The sequence below is a fragment of the Gilliamella sp. ESL1225 genome, from assembly GCF_058502635.1.
This window is the reverse complement of record NZ_CP196358.1, coordinates 103,742-125,023: the sequence shown is the minus strand read 5'-3', so window position 1 is coordinate 125,023 and position 21,282 is coordinate 103,742. Positions and strand designations below refer to the sequence as shown.

The 21,282-nt window shown below is 35.9% G+C and carries 22 protein-coding genes; 13 read left to right on the top strand and 9 right to left on the bottom strand.

Annotated elements, in window-relative coordinates:
- Nucleotides 1-266: 266 nt before the first annotated feature.
- The 4 genes from syd to folK all read left to right on the top strand — a co-directional run bounded on the left by syd (nt 267) and on the right by folK (nt 4,123).
- Nucleotides 267-809, top strand: coding sequence for a SecY-interacting protein (syd, locus tag ACSYSW_RS00540; protein WP_491705201.1), 543 nt, complete (start codon nt 267-269; stop codon nt 807-809).
- 122 nt (nt 810-931) lie between these two features.
- Nucleotides 932-2,107 carry an amino acid aminotransferase gene (locus ACSYSW_RS00535; protein WP_491705202.1) on the top strand — a complete coding sequence of 392 codons (1,176 nt, stop codon included), beginning with the start codon at nt 932-934 and terminating at the stop codon, nt 2,105-2,107.
- Between the two features lie 5 nt (nt 2,108-2,112).
- Complete coding sequence (locus ACSYSW_RS00530) at nt 2,113-3,462, top strand: MATE family efflux transporter (RefSeq protein ID WP_491705203.1); 1,350 nt, start codon at nt 2,113-2,115, stop codon at nt 3,460-3,462.
- Nucleotides 3,463-3,640: 178 nt separating this feature from the next.
- The gene (folK, locus tag ACSYSW_RS00525; protein ID WP_491705204.1) at nt 3,641-4,123 is read left to right on the top strand and encodes a 2-amino-4-hydroxy-6-hydroxymethyldihydropteridine diphosphokinase; all 483 of its coding nucleotides are present in this window, start codon (nt 3,641-3,643) and stop codon (nt 4,121-4,123) included.
- Nucleotides 4,124-4,245: 122 nt separating this feature from the next.
- Here folK and pepB read toward each other — a convergent pair whose 3' ends face one another.
- Nucleotides 4,246-5,517 carry an aminopeptidase PepB gene (pepB, locus tag ACSYSW_RS00520; RefSeq protein ID WP_491706133.1) on the bottom strand — a complete coding sequence of 424 codons (1,272 nt, stop codon included), beginning with the start codon at nt 5,515-5,517 and terminating at the stop codon, nt 4,246-4,248.
- Between the two features lie 106 nt (nt 5,518-5,623).
- Between pepB and ACSYSW_RS00515 the strand changes: the two genes are divergently transcribed.
- Entirely contained in the window at nt 5,624-6,397 is a 774-nt protein-coding gene (locus tag ACSYSW_RS00515; protein ID WP_491705205.1) for a tyrosine-protein phosphatase, read from the top strand.
- A gap of 43 nt (nt 6,398-6,440) precedes the next feature.
- Here the strand turns inward: ACSYSW_RS00515 and ACSYSW_RS00510 are convergent, their stop codons facing one another.
- A complete protein-coding gene (locus tag ACSYSW_RS00510; RefSeq protein WP_491705206.1) occupies nt 6,441-7,067 on the bottom strand; it encodes a 4'-phosphopantetheinyl transferase family protein in 627 nt (208 codons plus the stop codon).
- A 96-nt stretch (nt 7,068-7,163) separates the two neighbouring features.
- On the opposite strand from ACSYSW_RS00510, the gene metC reads away from it, so the two are divergent.
- Together metC and tilS are read left to right on the top strand one after the other, a co-directional pair.
- A complete protein-coding gene (gene metC, locus ACSYSW_RS00505; protein WP_491705207.1) occupies nt 7,164-8,354 on the top strand; it encodes a cystathionine beta-lyase in 1,191 nt (396 codons plus the stop codon).
- A gap of 90 nt (nt 8,355-8,444) precedes the next feature.
- Nucleotides 8,445-9,749, top strand: a complete 1,305-nt coding sequence (gene tilS / locus ACSYSW_RS00500; protein ID WP_491705208.1) for a tRNA lysidine(34) synthetase TilS — start codon at nt 8,445-8,447, stop codon at nt 9,747-9,749.
- Nucleotides 9,750-9,845: 96 nt separating this feature from the next.
- On the opposite strand, the gene suhB is transcribed toward tilS, so the two are convergent.
- Entirely contained in the window at nt 9,846-10,649 is an 804-nt protein-coding gene (suhB, locus tag ACSYSW_RS00495; protein WP_491705209.1) for an inositol-1-monophosphatase, read from the bottom strand.
- 199 nt (nt 10,650-10,848) lie between these two features.
- Here suhB and ubiU point away from each other — a divergent pair, with 199 nt between their 5' ends.
- From ubiU to csdE, 4 genes are read left to right on the top strand one after another with little or no spacing between them, the layout of a single operon-like run.
- On the top strand, nt 10,849-11,844 hold the full coding sequence (ubiU, locus tag ACSYSW_RS00490; protein WP_491705210.1) for a ubiquinone anaerobic biosynthesis protein UbiU: 996 nt from the start codon (nt 10,849-10,851) through the stop codon (nt 11,842-11,844).
- Nucleotides 11,845-11,885: 41 nt separating this feature from the next.
- Entirely contained in the window at nt 11,886-12,764 is an 879-nt protein-coding gene (locus ACSYSW_RS00485) for a U32 family peptidase (protein ID WP_491706134.1), read from the top strand.
- Entirely contained in the window at nt 12,733-13,944 is a 1,212-nt protein-coding gene (gene csdA, locus ACSYSW_RS00480; RefSeq protein WP_491705211.1) for a cysteine desulfurase CsdA, read from the top strand. Before ACSYSW_RS00485 ends, csdA begins: the two co-directional genes overlap by 32 nt.
- Nucleotides 13,945-13,993: 49 nt before the next feature.
- A complete protein-coding gene (gene csdE / locus ACSYSW_RS00475) occupies nt 13,994-14,398 on the top strand; it encodes a cysteine desulfurase sulfur acceptor subunit CsdE (protein WP_491705212.1) in 405 nt (134 codons plus the stop codon).
- Between the two features lie 138 nt (nt 14,399-14,536).
- Here csdE and ACSYSW_RS00470 read toward each other — a convergent pair whose 3' ends face one another.
- A complete protein-coding gene (locus ACSYSW_RS00470; protein ID WP_491705213.1) occupies nt 14,537-14,809 on the bottom strand; it encodes a hypothetical protein in 273 nt (90 codons plus the stop codon).
- Nucleotides 14,810-14,852: 43 nt separating this feature from the next.
- Between ACSYSW_RS00470 and ACSYSW_RS00465 the strand changes: the two genes are divergently transcribed.
- Nucleotides 14,853-15,023 (top strand): hypothetical protein, encoded by a 171-nt coding sequence (locus ACSYSW_RS00465; protein ID WP_491705214.1) that lies wholly within the window; start codon nt 14,853-14,855, stop codon nt 15,021-15,023.
- 19 nt (nt 15,024-15,042) lie between these two features.
- Here ACSYSW_RS00465 and ACSYSW_RS00460 read toward each other — a convergent pair whose 3' ends face one another.
- The 4 genes from ACSYSW_RS00460 to ACSYSW_RS00445 all read right to left on the bottom strand — a co-directional run bounded on the left by ACSYSW_RS00460 (nt 15,043) and on the right by ACSYSW_RS00445 (nt 19,526).
- Complete coding sequence (locus tag ACSYSW_RS00460; RefSeq protein ID WP_491705215.1) at nt 15,043-15,423, bottom strand: DUF6911 family protein; 381 nt, start codon at nt 15,421-15,423, stop codon at nt 15,043-15,045.
- A gap of 25 nt (nt 15,424-15,448) precedes the next feature.
- Entirely contained in the window at nt 15,449-16,651 is a 1,203-nt protein-coding gene (locus tag ACSYSW_RS00455) for a cytidine deaminase-like fold-containing protein (RefSeq protein WP_491705216.1), read from the bottom strand.
- A 163-nt stretch (nt 16,652-16,814) separates the two neighbouring features.
- Entirely contained in the window at nt 16,815-17,087 is a 273-nt protein-coding gene (locus ACSYSW_RS00450; protein ID WP_491705217.1) for a hypothetical protein, read from the bottom strand.
- 3 nt (nt 17,088-17,090) lie between these two features.
- Nucleotides 17,091-19,526 carry a hypothetical protein gene (locus tag ACSYSW_RS00445; RefSeq protein WP_491705218.1) on the bottom strand — a complete coding sequence of 812 codons (2,436 nt, stop codon included), beginning with the start codon at nt 19,524-19,526 and terminating at the stop codon, nt 17,091-17,093.
- 346 nt (nt 19,527-19,872) lie between these two features.
- Here ACSYSW_RS00445 and ACSYSW_RS00440 point away from each other — a divergent pair, with 346 nt between their 5' ends.
- The gene (locus ACSYSW_RS00440; protein WP_491705219.1) at nt 19,873-20,502 is read left to right on the top strand and encodes an NAD(P)-dependent oxidoreductase; all 630 of its coding nucleotides are present in this window, start codon (nt 19,873-19,875) and stop codon (nt 20,500-20,502) included.
- 187 nt (nt 20,503-20,689) lie between these two features.
- Here ACSYSW_RS00440 and dolP read toward each other — a convergent pair whose 3' ends face one another.
- On the bottom strand, nt 20,690-21,268 hold the full coding sequence (gene dolP, locus ACSYSW_RS00435) for a division/outer membrane stress-associated lipid-binding lipoprotein (protein WP_491705220.1): 579 nt from the start codon (nt 21,266-21,268) through the stop codon (nt 20,690-20,692).
- Nucleotides 21,269-21,282: the final 14 nt, after the last annotated feature.

The following is a 21,282-nucleotide window of genomic DNA, read 5'->3' as shown; positions in this document are numbered from 1 at the left end:
TGCTATTTAAATTGCTCAAACTAAACTATATATCAAATCATAAAAGTTCTACTTACTCTATTTATTTTGTAAAATTGTAACGTCTAACGCCATTGCTGCATTACAAAATCAAAATTATCCCCGCTATTATTCACGTTTCCGCAAAGGATAGCAAGAAAATTAAGCCGTTTATTTTAACGCGATGACCTATTCGTTAGCGCGTGCATATTTATTATAGAGTGTTTATAATAGTAAAGTATCGTATTTTTATTATGGATAAATTTGGTATGTTCCATCAGGATAAAACGGCCTTACTTGACTTTTCAACACGTTGGTTAACTCAATTTAATGAGCATCCCCAAAGTGAAGCATTACATGCCATCCCTTCTCCTTGTATTGTCAAAACTAAGCTTTTATCAGTTTATTGGCGACCGATAGTGCGCGAATCTCCCAAAGATTTGGCTTATGTCGAGCAATCGATAGTATTAAATTTACATCCAAGCGCACATGTTTTTTATGGTACTCAATATGCTGCCAATATGGCTACTCAATTCAATGATATTAAATTAACGTTAATACAAATCTGGAACGATGATGACTTTAATCGACTTGAACAAAATCTAATCGGTCATTTATTACAGCAACAAAAATTAAGACGCACGCCAACAGTATTTATTGCTTCTTATGATTCTGATAATAATGAAGAAAATGATAATAAAATCATCGCAATCAATAATTTAACTGGACAAGTTGTTGACGAAAATTTAATGACCGGTGAATTAATCGTTCTTGCAGAAGATTTAAGTTCGTTTTTACATCAATTAAATTAATATAGTAAACGTTATAACATATTAAATTAAAGTAATAGCACTATTTTATTTATCATGGCTTAAACCAGTTACCATTTATATTAGCAGTCTATTCAAACAACGACGATAAAAATAGGTGAAATATGTTTGAACATTTAATCGCAGCGCCAGCTGATCCTATCTTAGGATTAACAGATCTTTATAATAATGATAATAGATGTAATAAAATTAATTTGAGCGTGGGCATTTATAAAGACGAAACAACGCAAACCCCGATCTTACGAAGTGTCAAAAAAGCAGAACAATTTTTGGTAGAAAATGAAAAATCTAAAAATTATTTAGCAATTGATGGCTTTAATGATTTTAATCGTACAACTCAAGTTTTACTATTAGGACAAGAAGAAGCGAGAGCAAGAACAGCTCATTGTCCTGGCGGAACAGGCGCATTACGTATTATGGCAGAGTTTTTAGCACATCGCGTTAATGTCAAAAATGTGTGGATAAGCAATCCCACTTGGCCAAATCATCGTAATGTGTTTCAAGCAGCTAAGCTTTCGATTTGTGAATATCGTTATTATAATCCTCTAACTCATCGTCTTGATTTTGAGGGGATGGTTGAGGATCTTAATTCAGTACCTGCTGGCGATGCCGTTCTTTTTCATGGTTGCTGCCATAACCCAACGGGCATTGATCCAACGCCAGAGCAATGGCAGATTATTGCAGATATAGCGTTAAAAAAAGGCTGGTTACCCTTATTTGATATTGCTTATCAAGGTTTTGGGCAAGGTTTAATCGAAGATGCGTATAGCGTAAGATTATTTGCTAAAACGCAACCCGAACTTTTAATTGCCAGTTCGTATTCTAAGAATTTTGGTCTTTATAATGAAAGGGTGGGGGCATTAACGTTAATTGCGACAACTAGCAATAATGCAGATAGTGCGTTTAGCCAAGTAAAAACCCTCATTCGAGCAAATTATTCAAATCCTCCCGCTCATGGAGCAAAAGTTGTTGCGCATATTTTAAATACCCCCGAATTAAAAGAGGAATGGGTAAACGAATTAACAAGCATGCGACAACGTATTTTACGCATGCGTCAGTTATTTGTGAAAACTTTGCAAGATAAAGGAGCTCAACAAGATTTTACGTTTATTACAAAACAAAACGGTATGTTTTCGTATAGTGGATTAAATGAACAGCAAGTACAAATCTTACGCGATAAATACGCCATTTATATGGTTAATTCTGGACGAATTAATATAGCAGGTATGACATTAGATAATATGTCAAGGCTTTGTGAATCAATAATAGAAACAGTGTAAATACTATGGACAGTCAAAACTCAGTTATAAATAAATCTTTATTCTCGTTAAGTTGGCCTATTTTTATCGATATTTTTCTACATATGGCGACGCTGATGATAAATACATACATGATAAGTCATGTTAGTATTACCTCAGTCGCTGCGACAGCTGTAGGCAACCAAATTTTTGATATTTTTATTCCTATTTTTAATTTTATCGGCATTGGCTGTAGCGTCGTTATTGCGCAATATCTAGGGGCTGGTAAGCGTTCGCAAGCGAGGGAAATCATCCATTTAGCTATCTCATTTAATTTCTTATTAAGTGTGATTTGTTATATTTTTATTTTGGTTTTAGGTTATCAAGTTTTAGAGTGGATGAATACGCCGCAAGATATTTTAGGTGCAAGTTATGATTATTTTCATATCTTAGGTATTTGCTTAATATTTGAAGCGGTAGCTATTATTTTGGCATCTTGCTTACGTGTTTATGGATATTCTAAAGAGGCCATGTTTGTTTCATTAGTGATTAATGCGATAACGATTTTAGGAAACATGATAGTTTTATATGGTTATTTTGATATGCCAAAATTAGGTATCATCGGTGTCGCATGGTCAACCGTTGTTGGTCGAATAGTTGGTGTTATCTTATTATTTTATTTACTATTTTATCGAACAAAAATCCGTTTATGTTTTTCACTTTTTTGGCGTTGGAATATTGAGCAGCTCAAAAAAATGTGCAAAATTGGATTGCCATCGGCCGGTGAAAATTTATCATGGTCAGGGCAAACACTGGTTATGTTAGCATTTATTAATCTACTTAATGATCAAACAGCCATTGCCTCTCAAACTATCTTTTTCCAGATTTCTTATTTTATGATGCTGTTTGCCATTTCATTAGGGGTCGGAAACGAGATAATTGTTGGTCATCTTGTCGGCGCTAAACGATTTAATGATGCTTATCAACGCACATGGAAAAGCCTAAAACTGACTATCATTGTTACCTCGATAGTTGCCATTGCTTTTTTTATTATTCGTGAACCCTTGCTAAATATGATCAGTGATAATCAAACGGTGATAAATATGATCTTACCCTTATTTTTCTTATCGTTGATTTTAGAGCCAGGTCGAACGCAAAATATTATAATGGTCAACGCTTTGCGGGCAACGGGCGATGCTAAATTTCCGTTTTATATGTCACTCATCTTTATGTGGGGGGTTGCCATTCCAATTGGTTATATACTTTGTATTCATTTCCATTTAGGTTTATTAGGTATTTGGATTGGATTTACCTGTGATGAATGGTTACGAGGCATTGTCAACGCCTTGCGCTGGAAATCTCGCAAATGGGAAAGCAAGCGATTAGATATCGCTTAATGGTATTTTAATATAATAATCTATTCTTTTAAAAAGTTAGATTTGAAATCAACTTAATGTGCTTGATTTTAAATCTAACTCATTTATGAGTTAATACACTTTTCATTAATTAATGGTTTTAAAAATTAACGGTTTTAAAATTATCTTTTATCGCAACACAAAATAAAACGAGAATCATATGGCAATTACGTATATTGCATTAGGAAGTAATCTAAGTGACCCGTTACAACAAGCTAATTTGGCACTTATTGCATTAAAACAGTTACCTGATACAAAAGTTATCTGTGTATCACCTTTTTACCGTAGTAAACCCTTGGGACCACAAGATCAAGATGATTATCTAAATGCTGTGATAAAATTAGAAACACAATTAACTCCGATTGCGTTATTGGATCAATTGCAGGCTATTGAACAAGCACAAGGACGCGTACGAAAAGAAAACAGATGGGGCGCACGCAGTTTGGATCTTGATATTTTATTGTATGATAACCTTATTCTTAATAGTGAGCGATTAACCGTACCGCATTATCATATGAAAAATCGCGAATTTGTTCTTTACCCACTTTATGACATCGCACCCGATTTAATCCTACCTGATAATGTCGTCCTTAAAGCCTTGGTTGAGCAGTGTGATAAGAAGGGAATGATGCTGTGGTCATAAAAACTCATTAGTCATTTGTGCATGATAAATGACTAATGAGTTTTTATACTAATGGTAACGCCTAAGAGATTAGGGTATACGACATAATCATTTGTTTTTTTGTATAAAATACATGTTGTTTTCTATTTTAAATCACCTAACAAATTCGCCAATGTCCTGACGCCAATACCTGTTGCTCCAGTTGCCCATAATGAGGTAGGGCTTTTGCGAAAAGTTGCCGAACAATCAACATGAAGCCAATTATGTTTATAGTTTTCCACAAAATACGATAAAAAAGCGGCAGCAGTGCTAGCGCCGGCAGTATTTGGCAATCCAGAATTAGCAATATCAGCAAATGAAGATGGAAATTGTAAGCGGTGGAATTCGGCTAAAGGTAAACGCCAAAAGAGTTCGTTTTCTTTTTCGCTTGCTTGTAATAACTGCTTGGCTAAATTATCGTCAAAACTCAAGATGGATTGATAATCATTGCCGACGGCAATTTTAGCGGCGCCAGTTAATGTTGCGCAGTCGATAATATAGTTAGGTTTATCAAGGCTGGCATTGATTAACCCATCAGCGAGAACTAAACGCCCCTCAGCATCAGTATTAATAATTTCGACTGTCGTTTCGTTACGATAATGGATAATGTCACCCAGCTTAAAGGCATTGCCATTGATTAAATTATCTGCACAGCATAGATATAATTTAATGCGATGTTTTAAACCACGAGCGATAGCTAAAGCGAGGGCGCTTGTGATTAAAGCCGCACCGCCCATGTCAGAGCGCATAGTTTCCATAAAATTACTGGGTTTTAAACTATAACCACCCGAATCAAAGGTGATCCCTTTACCGACTAAACTTGCCATCACGGGCGCATTTTTATCTTGGCTTGGATTATAATCAAGTTCTAGTAAAGCTGATGGTCTATTTGAACCTTTGCCGACTGTATAAATCCCTAAATAATTATGGACTTGTAATTGTTCGCCAGAAATAATGCGGTAGGTAACATCTTTAGTATATTGGCAAATAAGATCGCCGCTTTTTTGGGCTAAATCGAAAGGGGATAATGTTTCGGCAGATTGATTGATAATATCACGACACCAATCAATAATCGCTAATCTATCATCAAGTTCTTTTTTATCGTCACTATTTAATGGGCTAAAAGTGATTTTATTAGTATTTTTAGCATTTCGATAGGCTGACCAAAAATGCCAACAATCTTCTAATTGCCAGTTATCGCCTGTTAATTTGACAGCAGAAATACCCATTGTATCTAATTTACGCCCTGCTTTTGCAATCGCATCTAAGCGTTGATCATTTTTGTAATGGATGGTTATGGCATCATCAGTAAAACTAAGCAGGGCATTTTTCCCCCATTGGGCTTTAGCGACTTCGTCAGAAAGTAAAACAGGCATCATTGACATAATAAAGACCTCGATAATGAATAAAGAAAACAATAATCTATTTTTATAAAAATCATGCTAACATAACATGTTAATGAAAGGTAAAAAAGGAATAGTTATGACAAATATTGTGCCAATTAAAAATGGGATTAATTTTAGAGATCTTGGTGGCATTAAAACAAAAGATAATCGAGAGATTAAATCAGGTTTATTATTTCGTTCAGGCTCTTTTGCAGATATCACGTCTGATGAGCAACAATTTTTAGAAAATGATTTAAAACTTTATCATATATTAGATTATCGAGATTTGTCAGAAATTCAAAAATATCCCGATAAACTTTGGCAAACGACAAATTATATTAACGTGCCAGCTAACCCTTTTAACGCCGATGTGACAGCAAGTTTAACCACTGAATTAAAAGATGATCCTTTGAAATTAAAAACGCAATTTCCGAAAGATTTTATGATTAAACTTTACCAATTGTTACCTTTTAACAATCCCGCGTATCACAAGTTGATAGCACTTTTATTAGATAAAGAGGCAAGACCCCTTGTACAACATTGTGCGGTTGGAAAAGATAGAACCGGGGTCGGGGTTGCGCTTACATTGTTGGCGTTAGGTGTCAGTGAAGAAACAATATTAGACGATTACCTCGAAACTGAAAAGTTGCTAGCCGATTATTTGACAATGATACGAAGCCAATATCAGCACGAATTATCAAGTATTGATATTCGTCACCAAGAACAAATTTTTGCGGCTAAAAAAGATTATCTTTTAGCTGCGTTTGATGCCATAAAAAAACGTTATCAAACGTTTGAAAATTGGTTAGCGGTTGATTATCATTTAACGGCTGATAAGATAAAATTATTAAAAGATAAGTATTTGTGCTAAGTATAAAAGATAATTCCTGATGGCATAAAATTAAAGGAAACATTTAATCCTTTAACAACATAATTTTATCAAAAGTGCGATTGCTATTAATGGCAAGATGAATGGAATCGATTTGTTGATAATTGTAAAAAAAAGAATCTGCAAAAGGGGCACTAATGGTCTGATTTTGGATATTGACTGCAATGGATTTTATTTGCCAAACGCCTTTAGCATAAAGTTTTAATGCAGATTCTTTTAATGTCCATAATTGCCAAAAAGCCGATAAAGGATCACAATGATTGATTAACCATTGGTATTCGTGTGTTGAAAAAAACTGCTTAGCAATTTTTAAGTAATTATGATTATTACGGGCGATTTCAATATCAATGCCTAATTGCCCTTGTAAAGATAATCCAACGGCTAGCCAATTTTGACTATGACTGATATTAAAATCGGGCAAAGTGACATCGCTAAAAGTAGGTCGATTATTTTCTTTACGCATCATAGGCGGTAAAATCTGTATTTTATCGTTGTAATATTGCTTGAGCAGTTTTGTGAGTAAACAGCGAGACGCTAAAAATTGTTTTTGTCTAAAAGGTGTTAATTGTTTTGCTTCGTCAAGAAGGGATTGAGGAAGTAATGATAAATCGAGCGAGATTTTATCAATATCAGCGAGCTGGACGATAAGCATAAGTTTCTTAGTGATTAGATGAAAATTATTTTTTACTATTTTACCAGCATGTTATGCTAATCGGTAATAAAATCTATAAACATAAAAAGGAAAATTATGGCTTTACAAACAAAATTAGTTCATGCAGGTCGAAAAAAACGTTTCACGCAAGGTGCGGTTAATTCAGTTATTCAACGTGCTTCGTCACTTGTCTTTGATACGGTTGATGCGAAAAAAGAAGCCGCCAAAAATCATACCAAACACCATTTATATTATGGTCGTCGAGGCACCTTAACCCATTTTGCTTTACAAGAAGCCTTATCCGAAATTGAAGGTGGAGCAGGGTGTTATCTCTATCCTTGCGGCGCGGCTGCTATTGCCAATGCAATTTTAGCTTTTGTTAAACAAGGTGATCATATTTTACTTTCAGAAGCGGTGTATGAGCCTACACAGACCTTTACTAATCAAGTGTTAAAAGATTTTGGTGTTAGTGCGGATTATTTTCCACCATTAATTGGCGCTGAAATTGCTGATCTGATTAAGCCAAATACAAAAATTGTGTTTTTAGAATCTCCAAGTTCAATTACGATGGAAATTATGGACATCCCAACTATTGTTAAAGCAATAAGATCGGTTAATCCAGAAATCGTTATTATGATCGATAATACGTGGGGAGCAGGTGTTTTATTTAATGCGTTAGAACATGATATTGATATTTCTATTCAAGCTGGAACCAAATATTTAATTGGTCATTCTGATGCGATGTTAGGAACTGCTGTTGCCAATAAGCGTTGTTGGCATAGGTTACAAAATCGTTCTTATTTAATGGGGCAAATGTGCGATGCCGATACAGCTTATATGGCGCTTCGCGGTTTACGGACTTTGGCTGTAAGATTAAAACAACATCATGAAAGCAGTCTTAAAATTGCGCAATGGCTTGCAAATCACCCCAAAGTAGAACGGGTTAATCATCCTGCTTTAGCCAGCTGTAAAGGACATGAGTTTTATGAGCGCGATTTTCAAGGCTCGTGTGGTTTATTTTCATTTATATTGAAAGAAAAATTAACCGATCAACAATTGTCAGCCTTTTTAGATCATTTGAATTATTTTGCAATGGCTTATTCATGGGGCGGATTTGAATCGTTAATATTAGCCAATCAACCGGAAGAAATCGCGGAAATACGTCCAATATCAGGTGCTGATTTTACAGGAACTTTAATTCGGGTACATATTGGGCTTGAAGATGTCGATGAATTAATTAATGATCTAGACGAGGGACTTGCTCGTATTGATTCGGTCAATACCTAAATCTAGCGCTTACCTATGCATTATTAAAAAACGTTTAAATTTTAGTTATAGTTTAAACGTTTTTAATAGGCATTCTATAAATTTGATTGTATGAAAAATCCTCAAATTCTTATTAATGATACTATTGAACAAACGCTATTAACGGCGATAAAAGATAAGAGAAAATTGCTTATTGCTTATAGTGGTGGTATTGATTCAACAGTCTTATTATATGCATTATATCGCTTAAAAAAACAAGGGCTAGTCGATTTGCAATTAAGAGCAATTTATATTCATCATGGATTAAGCGACCATGCTGATGAATGGGCAACCCATTGCCAAGTGATCTGTAACACATGGCAAATCCCTTTAATTATTGAAAAAGTCTATTTAGATACAACAAAAGGCAATATCGAAGAACAAGCTCGCAAGGCTCGTTATCAAGCTATTTATCATCATCGCCAAGACAATGAAATATTATGCACAGCGCAACACCTTGATGATCAAGCTGAAACTTTTTTGCTTGCTTTAAAACGAGGTAGTGGACTTGCGGGTTTATCTGCCATGCCGCAAGAAAAAAATCAACATATTCGTCCTTTATTGACTATCTCCAGGCACCAAATCGAAACATATGCGCATTTACATCAATTAGCCTGGATTGAAGATGAAAGTAATCAAGATGAGCATTATGATCGTAATTTTTTGCGCTTAAAGGTGATGCCATTACTAACGCAAAGATGGGCACATTTTTCAAAAATGGTGGCGCGTAGTGCTAAACATTGTCAGGAACAAGAAAGCCTGTTAAACGAATTATTAACTGATGATTTTAATTTAGTTGTCGATAAAAAGCAGCGATTACATATTACACCATTACAATCCTATTCTGACTCTAAACGCAATGCGTTATTACGTATGTGGTTAAAATCGCAAGCAATAAGTATGCCAAGTCAAATACAATTAACGGCAATTTGGCAAACAATGGTATTAGCTCGTCAAGATGCCAATCCACAATTTATTTTAAATGATAAACAAATTCGCCGTTTTCAAAATAAACTTTATTTATTACCGATTTTCAACGATATTCAGCAATGCAAATTGGATTGGACACTTTCATTACCTTTAACGCTACCTGATAATTTAGGTAATTTAACGTTTAGTCTTGAATCTGATTTAATTTGTCGTCAGCCTCTTGAGCATGAAAAAATAACGGTTAGATTTCATGCACAAGGGCAATTTAGAATTGTTGGTCGACAAGGCTCCCGCCCACTAAAAAAATTATGGCAAGAACTGGCGATTGCACCGTGGCAACGTAACCGTATTCCACTTATTTATTATAATGAACAGTTAATTACTGCTGTTGGGGTATTTGTGACGGAAGAAGGGCAAGGTAATAACATAGGATTTAATTTATCATAAATCGTTTTATCATTTTCATCTTATCTAATAAGATAAAACAAAATGATAAAACGATTTTATGGGTATACTTGATCGTGTTGAATATCAAAAAATAAATTACTGACGTAATTTTTCATTCCATAATGACTGTGTTGTCACTAAGAAATCTTTAACTATTTTAGGATTACCTGACACAATATCACCCGAAGCCATATAATTATTACCCCCTGCAAAATCAGTAATAACGCCCCCAGCTTCGCGTAAAATTAACTCACCTGCCGCGATATCCCAAGGTTTTAGTCCTATTTCGAATGATCCGTCAAATCGACCCGCTGCGACATAAGCAAGATCTAATGCAGAAGATCCTGTACGGCGAAAATCCGCACAGCGCGTAAATAATTTTTGTAATACTTCAAAATAATTATCGCTATATTGTTTTAAGGTGTAAGGAAAAGCGGTTGCTAAAATAGTACCATCTAAACTTTTACTTGCGCCAGTTCGGATACGGTAACCATTGAGTTGAGCACCCGCACCACGTTCAGCTGTAAATAGTTCGTTAGACATTGGATTATAAACTAAAGCAACCTCTGTTCTACCTTTTACGCGAACAGCGATAGAAACAGCGAAATGGGGAATATTTTTTATAAAATTGGTTGTACCATCAATGGGATCGATTATCCACTGGGTTTCTTGATCTCGACCTTTTAGGACGCCGCTTTCTTCAGTAATAATAGTATGATCTGGATATGCTTTACGGATGGTTTCAATAATTAACGCTTCTGCTGCTTTGTCCACATTGGTGACAAAATCATTTTCACCTTTGTTAATCACGTCGATTGAAGATGGGTTTTCATAGGCTTTAATGGCAACGTTTCCTGCTTTGCGGGCAGCGCGAATAGCGATATTGAGCATCGGATGCATAATTTATTCCAAATTGATGATTTTAAAGAACGGATTTTGTCTAAAATAATTATAGGCAATTTAACGCCCGTTAGTATAAAGGTTTTGCTTAACTTTTACTAGTTTATCTTTATCACCCATTTATGTTTATATCGCATTAGTCTTGAAAATATTGCATAATAACGCCTGTTTTGAATAAAGAATTGTGTTAGGAATAATTATGGAACTTCTTTGCCCAGCAGGTTCATTGCCTTCGTTAAAAATTGCTATCGATAATGGTGCAGATGCTGTTTATATTGGATTAAAAGATGATACTAATGCGCGTCACTTTGCAGGATTAAATTTTAATGAGAAACGGTTACTTGAAGCCGCCGATTATGTTCATAAACGTGGTAAAAAGTTGCATATTGCCATTAATACTTTTGCCCATCCAGAAAATTTTTCTCGTTGGCAAAGCGCCGTTGATACGGCCGCTAATATTGGTGCAGATGCATTAATTATTGCTGATTTAGCTATGTTAGAATATGCAGCTGAAAAATACCCTCAGCTTGAAAGACATGTATCTGTGCAAGCCTCATCGACCAATGAAGAATCAATAAAGTTTTATCATAATAACTTCCAAGTTCATCGCATTGTCTTACCAAGAGTGCTTTCCATACATCAAGTAAAACAATTATCACAAGTATCGCCCGTTCCGCTTGAAGTTTTTGCTTTTGGTAGTTTATGTATCATGGCAGAAGGGCGTTGCTATTTATCTTCTTATTTAACGGGTGAATCACCAAATACCGATGGTGTTTGCTCGCCAGCTAAATTTGTTCGCTGGGAAGAAACCGAAAAAGGGCTTGAGTCGCGTTTAAATAATGTCTTAATTGATTGCCATAAAAAAGGAGAAAACGCGGGCTACCCAACTTTATGTAAAGGTCGTTATTATGTCGGTGAACAGCTTTATCATCCAATCGAAGAGCCAACAAGTTTAAATACCATTGAATTATTACCCGAACTTTTTGCCGCGAATATTGCCTCAGTAAAAATTGAGGGTCGTCAACGTAGCCCTGCTTATGTCGAACAAGTGACTAAAGTTTGGCGCCAAGCGATCGATAAATATAAGAATAATCCACAATCTTATCAGGCTGAACAAAATTGGAAAGATAGCTTAGGGGCAGTTTCAGAAGGAACACAAACAACCTTAGGTGCTTATCATCGCAAATGGCAATAGATTTCAATCCTAAATTAAAAAATAAAGATATGAGTAATATGATGAAATATGCATTAGGACCAATACTCTATTATTGGACTAGAACTGAAACGGAAGCGTTTTATCAAGCAGCAAAAGAAAGCGATGCAGATATAGTTTATATGGGTGAAACCGTTTGTTCAAAGCGTCGTGAAATGAAGGTGCCTAATTGGTTAGATTTAGCAAAAGAGGTTGCAAAATCAGGTAAGCAAGTTGTTCTTTCGACTTTAGCTTTGCTTGAAGCGCCTTCTGAATTAAATGAAATGCGTCAGCTAATTAATAACGGTGATTTTTTAATTGAAGCAAATGATTTGTCTGCTATTAATATTGCGCAGGAAAACAATTTACCATTTGTCGCAGGTCCTGCAATCAATTGTTACAATGCTTTTACCTTAAAATTATTACAAAAACAAGGAATGGTGCGCTGGTGTATGCCGGTTGAATTATCACGGGATTGGTTGATCAATATGTTAAAACAATTTGATGATTTGCATATTGAGCGTAAATTTGACATTGAAGTATTTAGCTATGGATATTTACCTCTCGCTTATTCTGCTCGTTGTTTTACGGCTCGTTCTGAAGATAAACCCAAAGATAAATGTATGACTTGTTGCATTAATTATCCGGTTGGACGCGAAGTGTTTTCGCAAGAACAACAAAAAGTATTTGTATTAAATGGTATTCAAACACAAAGTGGTTATTGTTATAATTTAGGCAATAATCTGACACAAATGAAAGGATTAGTCGATATCGTTCGTATCTCGCCACTGGGCATTGAAACGCTTGATATTATTAAACAATTTAGGGCAAATGAAGCGGGTTTATCGCCGCTTCATATTGAACATAATCGCGATTGTAATGGTTATTGGAATGGTATTGCCGGACTTGAACTTAGCCAATAGATCCTTCTCATATCAAGAATTTAGTGCAGAGTTTCCCGCATTAAATTCTTCGACTGTCTATTTAGATTCGGCAGCGACAGCGCTAAAACCGAGATCAATGATTGAAACAATCACTCGTTATTATGCAGAAAATACGGCATCAACTCAGCGAGGGCTGCATCAAAATACATTGAATATAAATCAGGCTATTGATAAAGCCCGAGCACAAGTAGCAAATTTTATTGGTGCAAGAGAGACAAGTGAAATTATTTGGAGTAAAGGAACTACTGAATCTATAAATATCATTGCGCAAAGTTATGCGCGCCCTTTTTTAAAAGAAGGGGATGAAATTATTGTCAGCATTTTTGAGCATCACAGTAATTTAATCCCTTGGCTTATTGTCGCTGAGCAATGTGGTGCTAAAGTTATCGAATGGTCTGGCAATAGTTGCGATTTAAAAGCATTAATGTCACAACGGACTCGAATTGTTGCCATTACGCAAATGTCGAATGTGACTGGTTTTTGCCCTAAATTAGCCGAAATTAGTCTGATTGTTCATCAATATTCAGCTTTGTTAGTGGTTGATGGTGCGCAAGGAGTGGTTCATCATCCTATTGATGTTCAGCAATTAAATATTGATTTTTATGCCTTTTCAGCCCATAAACTTTACGGACCAACGGGGATGGGGGTTTTATATGGTAAGAAATCATTACTTGAACAGATGGCAGTTTGGCAAGGCGGCGGTAAAATGATTGAAACCGTTTCATTTAGTGGATTTCAAGCGGCAAAATTACCTAATAAATTTGAAGCAGGAACACCTAATATTGCTGGGATTTTAGGATTATCGGCTACATTAGATTGGCTCACAACATGGCATTTAGATGAACTTAATCATTATACTGAACAATTAGCAGATTATGCTGTGAAACAGTTACAGCAATTTACCGATATTCAATTTTACCAAGTTCCTCATAGCCCAATTATTACTTTTACCCTTCCTCCTTTACATCATAATGATTTATCTATTTTATTAAGTGAACAAAATATCGCGGTAAGAGCAGGGCAATTTTGTGCTCATCCATTAATGCAAAAATTAGGCGTATCGGGAGCGGTAAGATTATCATTAATGCCTTATAATTGTCGGCAAGATATTGATAAATTAATTGAGGCACTTAAAATGGCGCTGAGCATTTTAAGTTAAGTAGAATGTTTCTTTACTTTTAAATGAGATTGACTTTTAGGACATAAACATGTTGTCATCAAACGCTTTATTTGATCTCTTTGCCAAACAGCAAAATTGGCAAGATCGTTATCGACAATTGATTTTACTTGCAAAGCAAGTTGATGATTTTCCTGCGCATCTAAAAACCGCCGAAAATCAAGTTGAAGGTTGTGAAAATCGCGTGTGGATAACGCATCAAGTAACGACCGATGAGACTTATCTTTTTCAAGCAGACAGTGAAGGCCGGATAGTAAAAGGTTTAATTGCTGTATTGCTAAGTTTAAGTAACGGTAAAACTGCAAAGCAAATTGCAGAATTTGATTATATTACTGCATTACAAGAATTAAAGATAATCGATGAATTAAGCGAGTCACGCTTGCAAGGACTTAAAAAAATAATTGAAAGAATTCAAAGAGTAGCTTCCATTACTTAAATAAATTCACATGGTGAGCGCCTTTTAATCGATATTTTTTATTAAAGATATTTTTAGGATTAATAAAAGTCTTCTTTTTTAAACCTTTTTCCAGTAGGTTTAACTTCGTCTTTATCAAAAGAAAGAATATATTCTTCATCATAACATCTTCTTCCTTTTAGTAGGTAATTGAGCATACCTTAACCTATCCGCAACTGTCCAGAGTTTAGCTGCTCCCACTGACCCATATGGACTAAACGTTGGCTCGTCAATAGTAATCATATTACGTTGATTAAGCGAGATATTCTCAACGGTGATGCCAATTTCACTGGGTTTAACGGGTGGGGTGCCTTTAATGCTGGTGAGTTTGATGATATTACGGGATTGTGTTGCTGTTTTAATGACTAAGCCCGCTTTACCGGCTGCAGTCATATCGGCTAATGCGTAAATATCTTCGCCGGTGCCATCGGGGAATATGCCGGTTGCTTCAATTAAACTGCCACCGATTGTTGACGTGTATTCACCCGATATTACTTGCCGAGTCCCTGATTGGATATTATCTAGCCCAAAAAACAGTAACGTGGTTGCAAGTCCTAGACCTATGCCGGTTTCAGCTAACGCGCTGGCAGCAATTTTTTTACTGTAGATGTAAAAGGATAATAGTATTAATTTAATAACGTATTACTAACATCACCAATTACATAAAAATCATAAAATGAATTTAAAATTATATTCCAATCATCTAATAAAATATTAGAACTCCATTCATCACCAAGAATTTCTATCATTTCATGTTCTACTAATTTATTATCATAAGTTCGTACAATATATTCTTCACCGTTATCTTCCCCTAGTGTTAATAAATATTTTCCTCGATCATATAAAACTTGTAATGAAAGCGCACCAACATCAATATCGATCCTATCTAATGTAACACTTCCATTATTATTTTTTAAATTTTTAAGTTTAATTTTTATATCTTCAAAATTTAGTGGCTGTTTATTGCCACCTTCATTATTGATAACCCATGATAGTAAAAATTTCATGTTTATTCTCCGATTAATAATGTTCTCATACCTGTTCCCAAAACAGAGTTTTTCCTGTTTCTATTTCTTTGATTGTTAATGATTTTATTTCTGCTTTTTCTGCAATAGCAGCTATATCTCCTTTACAAAATCCACAAATAGGTTTACCACTAACGTTTATTTTTAAATTTGCACCTTTAGCTAAACCGGCATTATGTACTTGTTGTAGAACAGCTATTTCGGCATGCGCATTAGCCATATTACTATTTGGCAAAGGAAGATTTTTAATTTTACCTTTTTCAATTAATGATAATTCTTTATTATTTATTAGTTCAGCAATTAACGTAGGTTCATTAGCATTTGCTTTTTCAATTGCTCGAGCTGTCTGATTTGAATCGATGAATTTTATTCCATTAATTTCTAATTCAGCGATTACAGTTGGCTTCGTCCTAAAGATTGTTTTATTGGTAAGATTATTTATTTCGACAGTTTCAATTTTAGCACTTTGCTCAGTTTCTTTCTCAACCAACTTCACCTCACTAAAACCCTGAAACTTAATGGTATGACGTTTAAATGGGGTATTGGGTGAGAGGTTTGTTGCGCCGATTTCAAGGCTTTTAATGTCATTGATGATAGTGCCTTTTGATGCATTAGCAGTATTGGTTGCAAGGTGATTAAAATAAGCCATATTATGACGAGTATGCGCCATTTTGTTAATGGCATTTAATTTACTGGCAGCACCAATATCAATCAGTCCATAAGTGATACCTTCATACCCTTTGGGGACAATGCCGGTTTTAGCAATGATTTTTTCACCGATAGTGCTCACTTCTTTATCGGTAATAAACCGGGTCACACCAGCGGCGATATTATCTGCGCCAATAAAGCCAATAGCCAGGGCAAGAGGTGTCCCAAAGCCCACGGTCGCTGTTTCAACGCCAACAGCGGCAATAAGGGTGAGTACCCCGCCAATGACTTGCAAGCCCCCCATAATTTTATTTTCATATTTATCAAAAAACGCCTGGTTTTTCTCTGCTTGAGCTTTTAGCGTATCGCCCCAAAAATACCCGAGGATGCCACTTGTTATGGTTGAAGCGGGGGACATTAGCGAGGCGGGATGGGCCTTCGCCTCGAAGGCATTACTTAACTGATGGGGGTTAAGATAGCTAAAATAGTCATCAATAAATGCGCTATTAACCGCGCTTGTTGTATTGAGATAGTCAATAAAAAATGACGAGTTAATCGTCATTTTTTATAAAGGATATTTATTATTTAATAAGCTATTTTTAGAACTAATAAAAATCTTCGTATTTGAATTGTTTACCCATTGATTAGATTTTAGAAGTTCATATTTAATATTGTTTTAATAATTAAAAGTTAAATCTTCGTTAATTACACCTAAGATTATTAATCTATAAAGTGGAAATTATTTCTTCACTAATCACTCTAAACCAAATCTCACCAGACTCCATTATTAAAGTTCCTGATTCTATTTTCACGAGAGCGATATAAGAACCATACAATTCTTCTCCATCAAGTGTATTTTTAAATTCAAATTCCTTTACATTCTTACAATGGATCTTTCCTAAAGATGCCCCATCATAAGTACTCCATATATCAAAAATAATATCGCACCCGAAATTACTAAAATCTACAGTTCCAAGGCATACATCTTCAAATTTCATAATTTACTCCACAAAATGTCCTGTTGAATGTGATTGGTCTGGAAGTCTATTACCTAAATAATCTTGTCGTTCAGAATATTTACCTGAACCATCAGATTTCCATACTCTTTGTGTTCTAATAACTTCACCGGTTGGCTTGATTGTTACAGTGACACCATCTGAGCCTTTCCAAGTTTCATAATTTCCCTGCGATTTTCCATTATTTGTAAAACCTTTCGATTTTAGATCTGTATAAAGCTCAACTCTAGTTTTTGGTAAATTATGAAGTATTTGCTCAGTAGTTTCCTTTTTAGCATATGGACTAAACGTCGGCTCGTCAATAGTAATCATATTACGTTGATTAAGCGAGATATTCTCAACGGTAATGCCAATTTCACTGGGTTTAACAGGTGGGGTGCCTTTAATGCTGGTGAGTTTGATGATATTACGGGATTGTGTCGCTGTTTTAATGACTAAGCCCGCTTTACCGGCTGCAGTCATATCGGCTAATGCGTAAATATCTTCGCCGGTGCCATCGGGGAATATGCCGGTTGCTTCAATTAAACTGCCACCGATTGTTGACGTGTATTCACCCGATATTACTTGCCGAGTCCCTGATTGAATATTATCTAGCCCAAAAAACAGTAACGTGGTTGCAAGCCCTAGACCGATGCCGGTTTCAGCTAACGCGCTGGCAGCAATCAGTGTCGCTGCACCTTGTACGACTTTCATCCCCCCTAAAAAGCGGGGCATTTCGTGCTCAAGGGCTTCGTTTGATTTGCCTTCGGTGGTATAACCCGCAGTCACGAGTGCTGTGTGGCAGACTAAGTCACCGATGGGGGTAATGCGAAAAGGCAGGCAGAATTGCTCACTCAGTACAAAGCTATTCCAAACATTTTGTTTATCGTGCTCGGTCCATGTGTACCTGGCTATTTTGTTATCAACAAAGTCAGGCTCAACGGGCTCATTAATCACTTGCCATTTTTCGATATGTGCCCATTTTTTAGGGATTTTAACGCGGCATAAATCCTTGGGGTTATAACGTCCAATTAATTGGCAATCTGCTGTATCGTTATCGAGATGATAAGGATTATCCTCAATCTGGGGAATGATTTTATATTTATAACTGGAATGAAGTTGAAGCAGTACCTCATCACATTTTGGGAGCTGCGTATAGGCAAATTCAATCCGGGTGCCTTTTAACCGATACTTTTTGCGTGTTTCAACATGCTTAATAATAGCCGGTTGCCGCAGGTATTTGAGCAGCTTAAGGGCATTAACGTATAGGGACTCGATATCGGTAAGATTATCATGCTGCGTGGCGGTTTTAATGGCGGCTGTTAAGCGTGTTTCTTCATCGCGCTCATCACCTGTGCCATCTAACACAAGGGGGCTATAGAGATAGGCGCGGACACGTTTAACGATATCACTATTATGATAGCGATAATCCGCCTTATCAAATCCCTCACTGTGTTTAAGCTGACTAACGGCTGAAATCACGTCCTTGTAGAGGGAGGGCGGATAAGTTGCCCCTTCGCTGTCTTCATAGTCTAACGTGCCGATGCGCTGCTCGGCGGTAAAAAAATAGGTGTTGTTTAATAATATCAGTAGCTGATAAAACATAAACCCAATGTGCTCATCCGGTCGAAACATATTTTGTTGCCAAAGCAAAGGGGCATAGCGGAAATGCTCGGTTGAATAGCCATAATTAATTTGACCCGCTAGGGCGTTATCTATCTCAACCGTAAAGGGCGAATTGCCGGAGGTTAATAAGGCAGTTAAGTCATAAAGCCAGGCTTGTGCCAGTTTTTTAACGTGTAAGCGTTTATCGCCCCTTTCCGCAAGTTCAATGGCATTTAGTCCACCGCCTAGCAGTAAATGCACTTTGGGATACACCTTTTCGGTACTAAACACACTTTTATTCTTACCTAAAAAAATTTCATCGGGGCTAAAATCATGATTGAACAGGAAATGAGTGGTATTAATGTCAGGTGATATACCATCATAAAAGCCGATGGGCTGTGCGGGGCGGTTGGTGAGTTCAACAATAATCCAAGTGTAATCAGGTTGGTATTCCGGAATTTTTTTATTATATGGAATGGGCGGTGGCACAGGTGGGGAGGGAGGGCGCATATCGAAAACGGGATTGAAAATCGGTAAGGTGCGCAAAATAAGTCGTTCGTGATAGAGGGCCTGTAATAAACACTTCGCGACCTTATCGGGATAACGGTGATAATAAGCCGCATAATGTAAGCCGTTTTTTTGCAGTAAGGGATAGAAATTTTTACAGCTATTGGGGTTGGCAACGAGCTTTTTAATAATCGGGTGATAGTCGGTTTTATGGAAGTATTTAATGCGACGAGGATAAAAAGGGCTGCATCTAAATTCGCCCTCACCCTCTCTAAATTCTTGTATAAGGTTATCCCACTCGCTTGGGGTGAGCAGTTGATAGTAGTACATTTCCTTGACCCATTTTATTGTATTTATTAATTAGTATCGGTTAGTTTGGCGCGTTATTGATATTGAATAAAACCGATAATTATTGTGGTGAGAAGATTAGCATAGGGCTAATCATTTGCAAAGTGAAAAGTGCTTCAATCACATTCTTTAAAGAACAACATGTAATTTGTATTAAAAGTAGATTTATATCACAAATCTGTTATTATAAAATTTGATTACTTTTTAGTTTAGTCTACATTAGAATTCGAGAGTATTTTTACGAATTTCTTTGTGATAAATAAACGATAAGTTGCTGTTAAGCTTATTGTTATTCGTCAACAATTAATAAAATAAGATAGGGGTTGAAATGAAAATAGCAGTTATTGGTGCAAATGGTCGTTCAGGAAAAGAAATAGTCAGTGAAGCAAAATCAAAAGGGATTGATGTCACAGCGATTGTTAGGGATAAATCAAAAGTTGATGGCTTACCAGTTATTGAAAAAGATATTTTATCGTTAACTAAAGCAGATTTAACTCCTTTTGATGTGATTGTTTCAGCTATTGGGATTTGGGATCCATCGCAATTGGATCAATTTACGGAGACAACAAAACACCTCTGTGATCTTGTTGCTAATACTAATAAACGTTTATTATTTGTTGGTGGTGCAGGTAGCTTATATGTCAATCCTGAACAGACCTTGCAAGCTTATCAAACGAGCGAATTTCCTAAAGAATATTTACCATTAGCAACCGCTATGTCAAAACAGCTTGATTATTTGCGTAGCCGTAATGATGTAAATTGGTGTTATTTAAGCCCAGCAGCTATTTTTGATGCAGAAGGTAAACGGACAAATAAATTTATTGTTGGTGGTGAGCAAGCGATTGCTAACAAAGATGGGCAAAGCTATATTAGTTATAGTGATTATGCTATTGTTCTAGTTGATGAAATATTACATCCACAACATAACAAACAACGTTTTAGTGTTATTGGTGCTTAATAATTCTAATAATGTATTGAAATGAAAGATGAAACTGATTTTCTGTAAATGGAATCTCATTAATTAATGAGATGTTCTGTTGATGTGACTAGAGAGCATAGTAGACAAAAAAGTGACGGCAAATACCGTCACTTTTTTGTATTAGATTAGAAATTTAAATCAATGTTAACAAGTATAAATCGCTTAATTAATCATCTTCATAAGTAAACAAAGTTGTAACTAATTTAACACCATCTACTTTACTCGCTACTTGAGATGCTGCTTTACCGTCTTGTTTTGATACAATCCCCATTAAAAATACTTCGTTATTTTCGGTTACGACTTTAATTTTACGCGCTTTAGTATTTGGATTAGCAATTAATTGCGATTTTACTTTTGTTGTGATCCAAGTATCGTTTGCGATAGTACCTGAACCAACGACGCTACTTTGACGAAGTTGATTATACACTTTTTTAACGCCATCAACATCTTGTACTATTTGCGCTGCTTTTTGACTTTGCTGATGGGTTGCTTGACCCGTTAAAAGAATATTACCATTGTATGTACTGACAATAATACGTGATCCAATGAAATCGGATTTGTTGTCTTTCAATTTGCTATTGATGCGCATATCGAGTGTCGTATCATCGACTTGTGTACCCGTTGTTCGCGGATCGGTCGCTATCTTTGCTGCGCTGCCTGCGCCAAAACCAAGAACTGCAGCAACGCAGCCTTGTAACATTAAAATACTCGATAATAAGAGTGCTGTGATTGTTAATTTTTTCATCTGTTATCCTACTG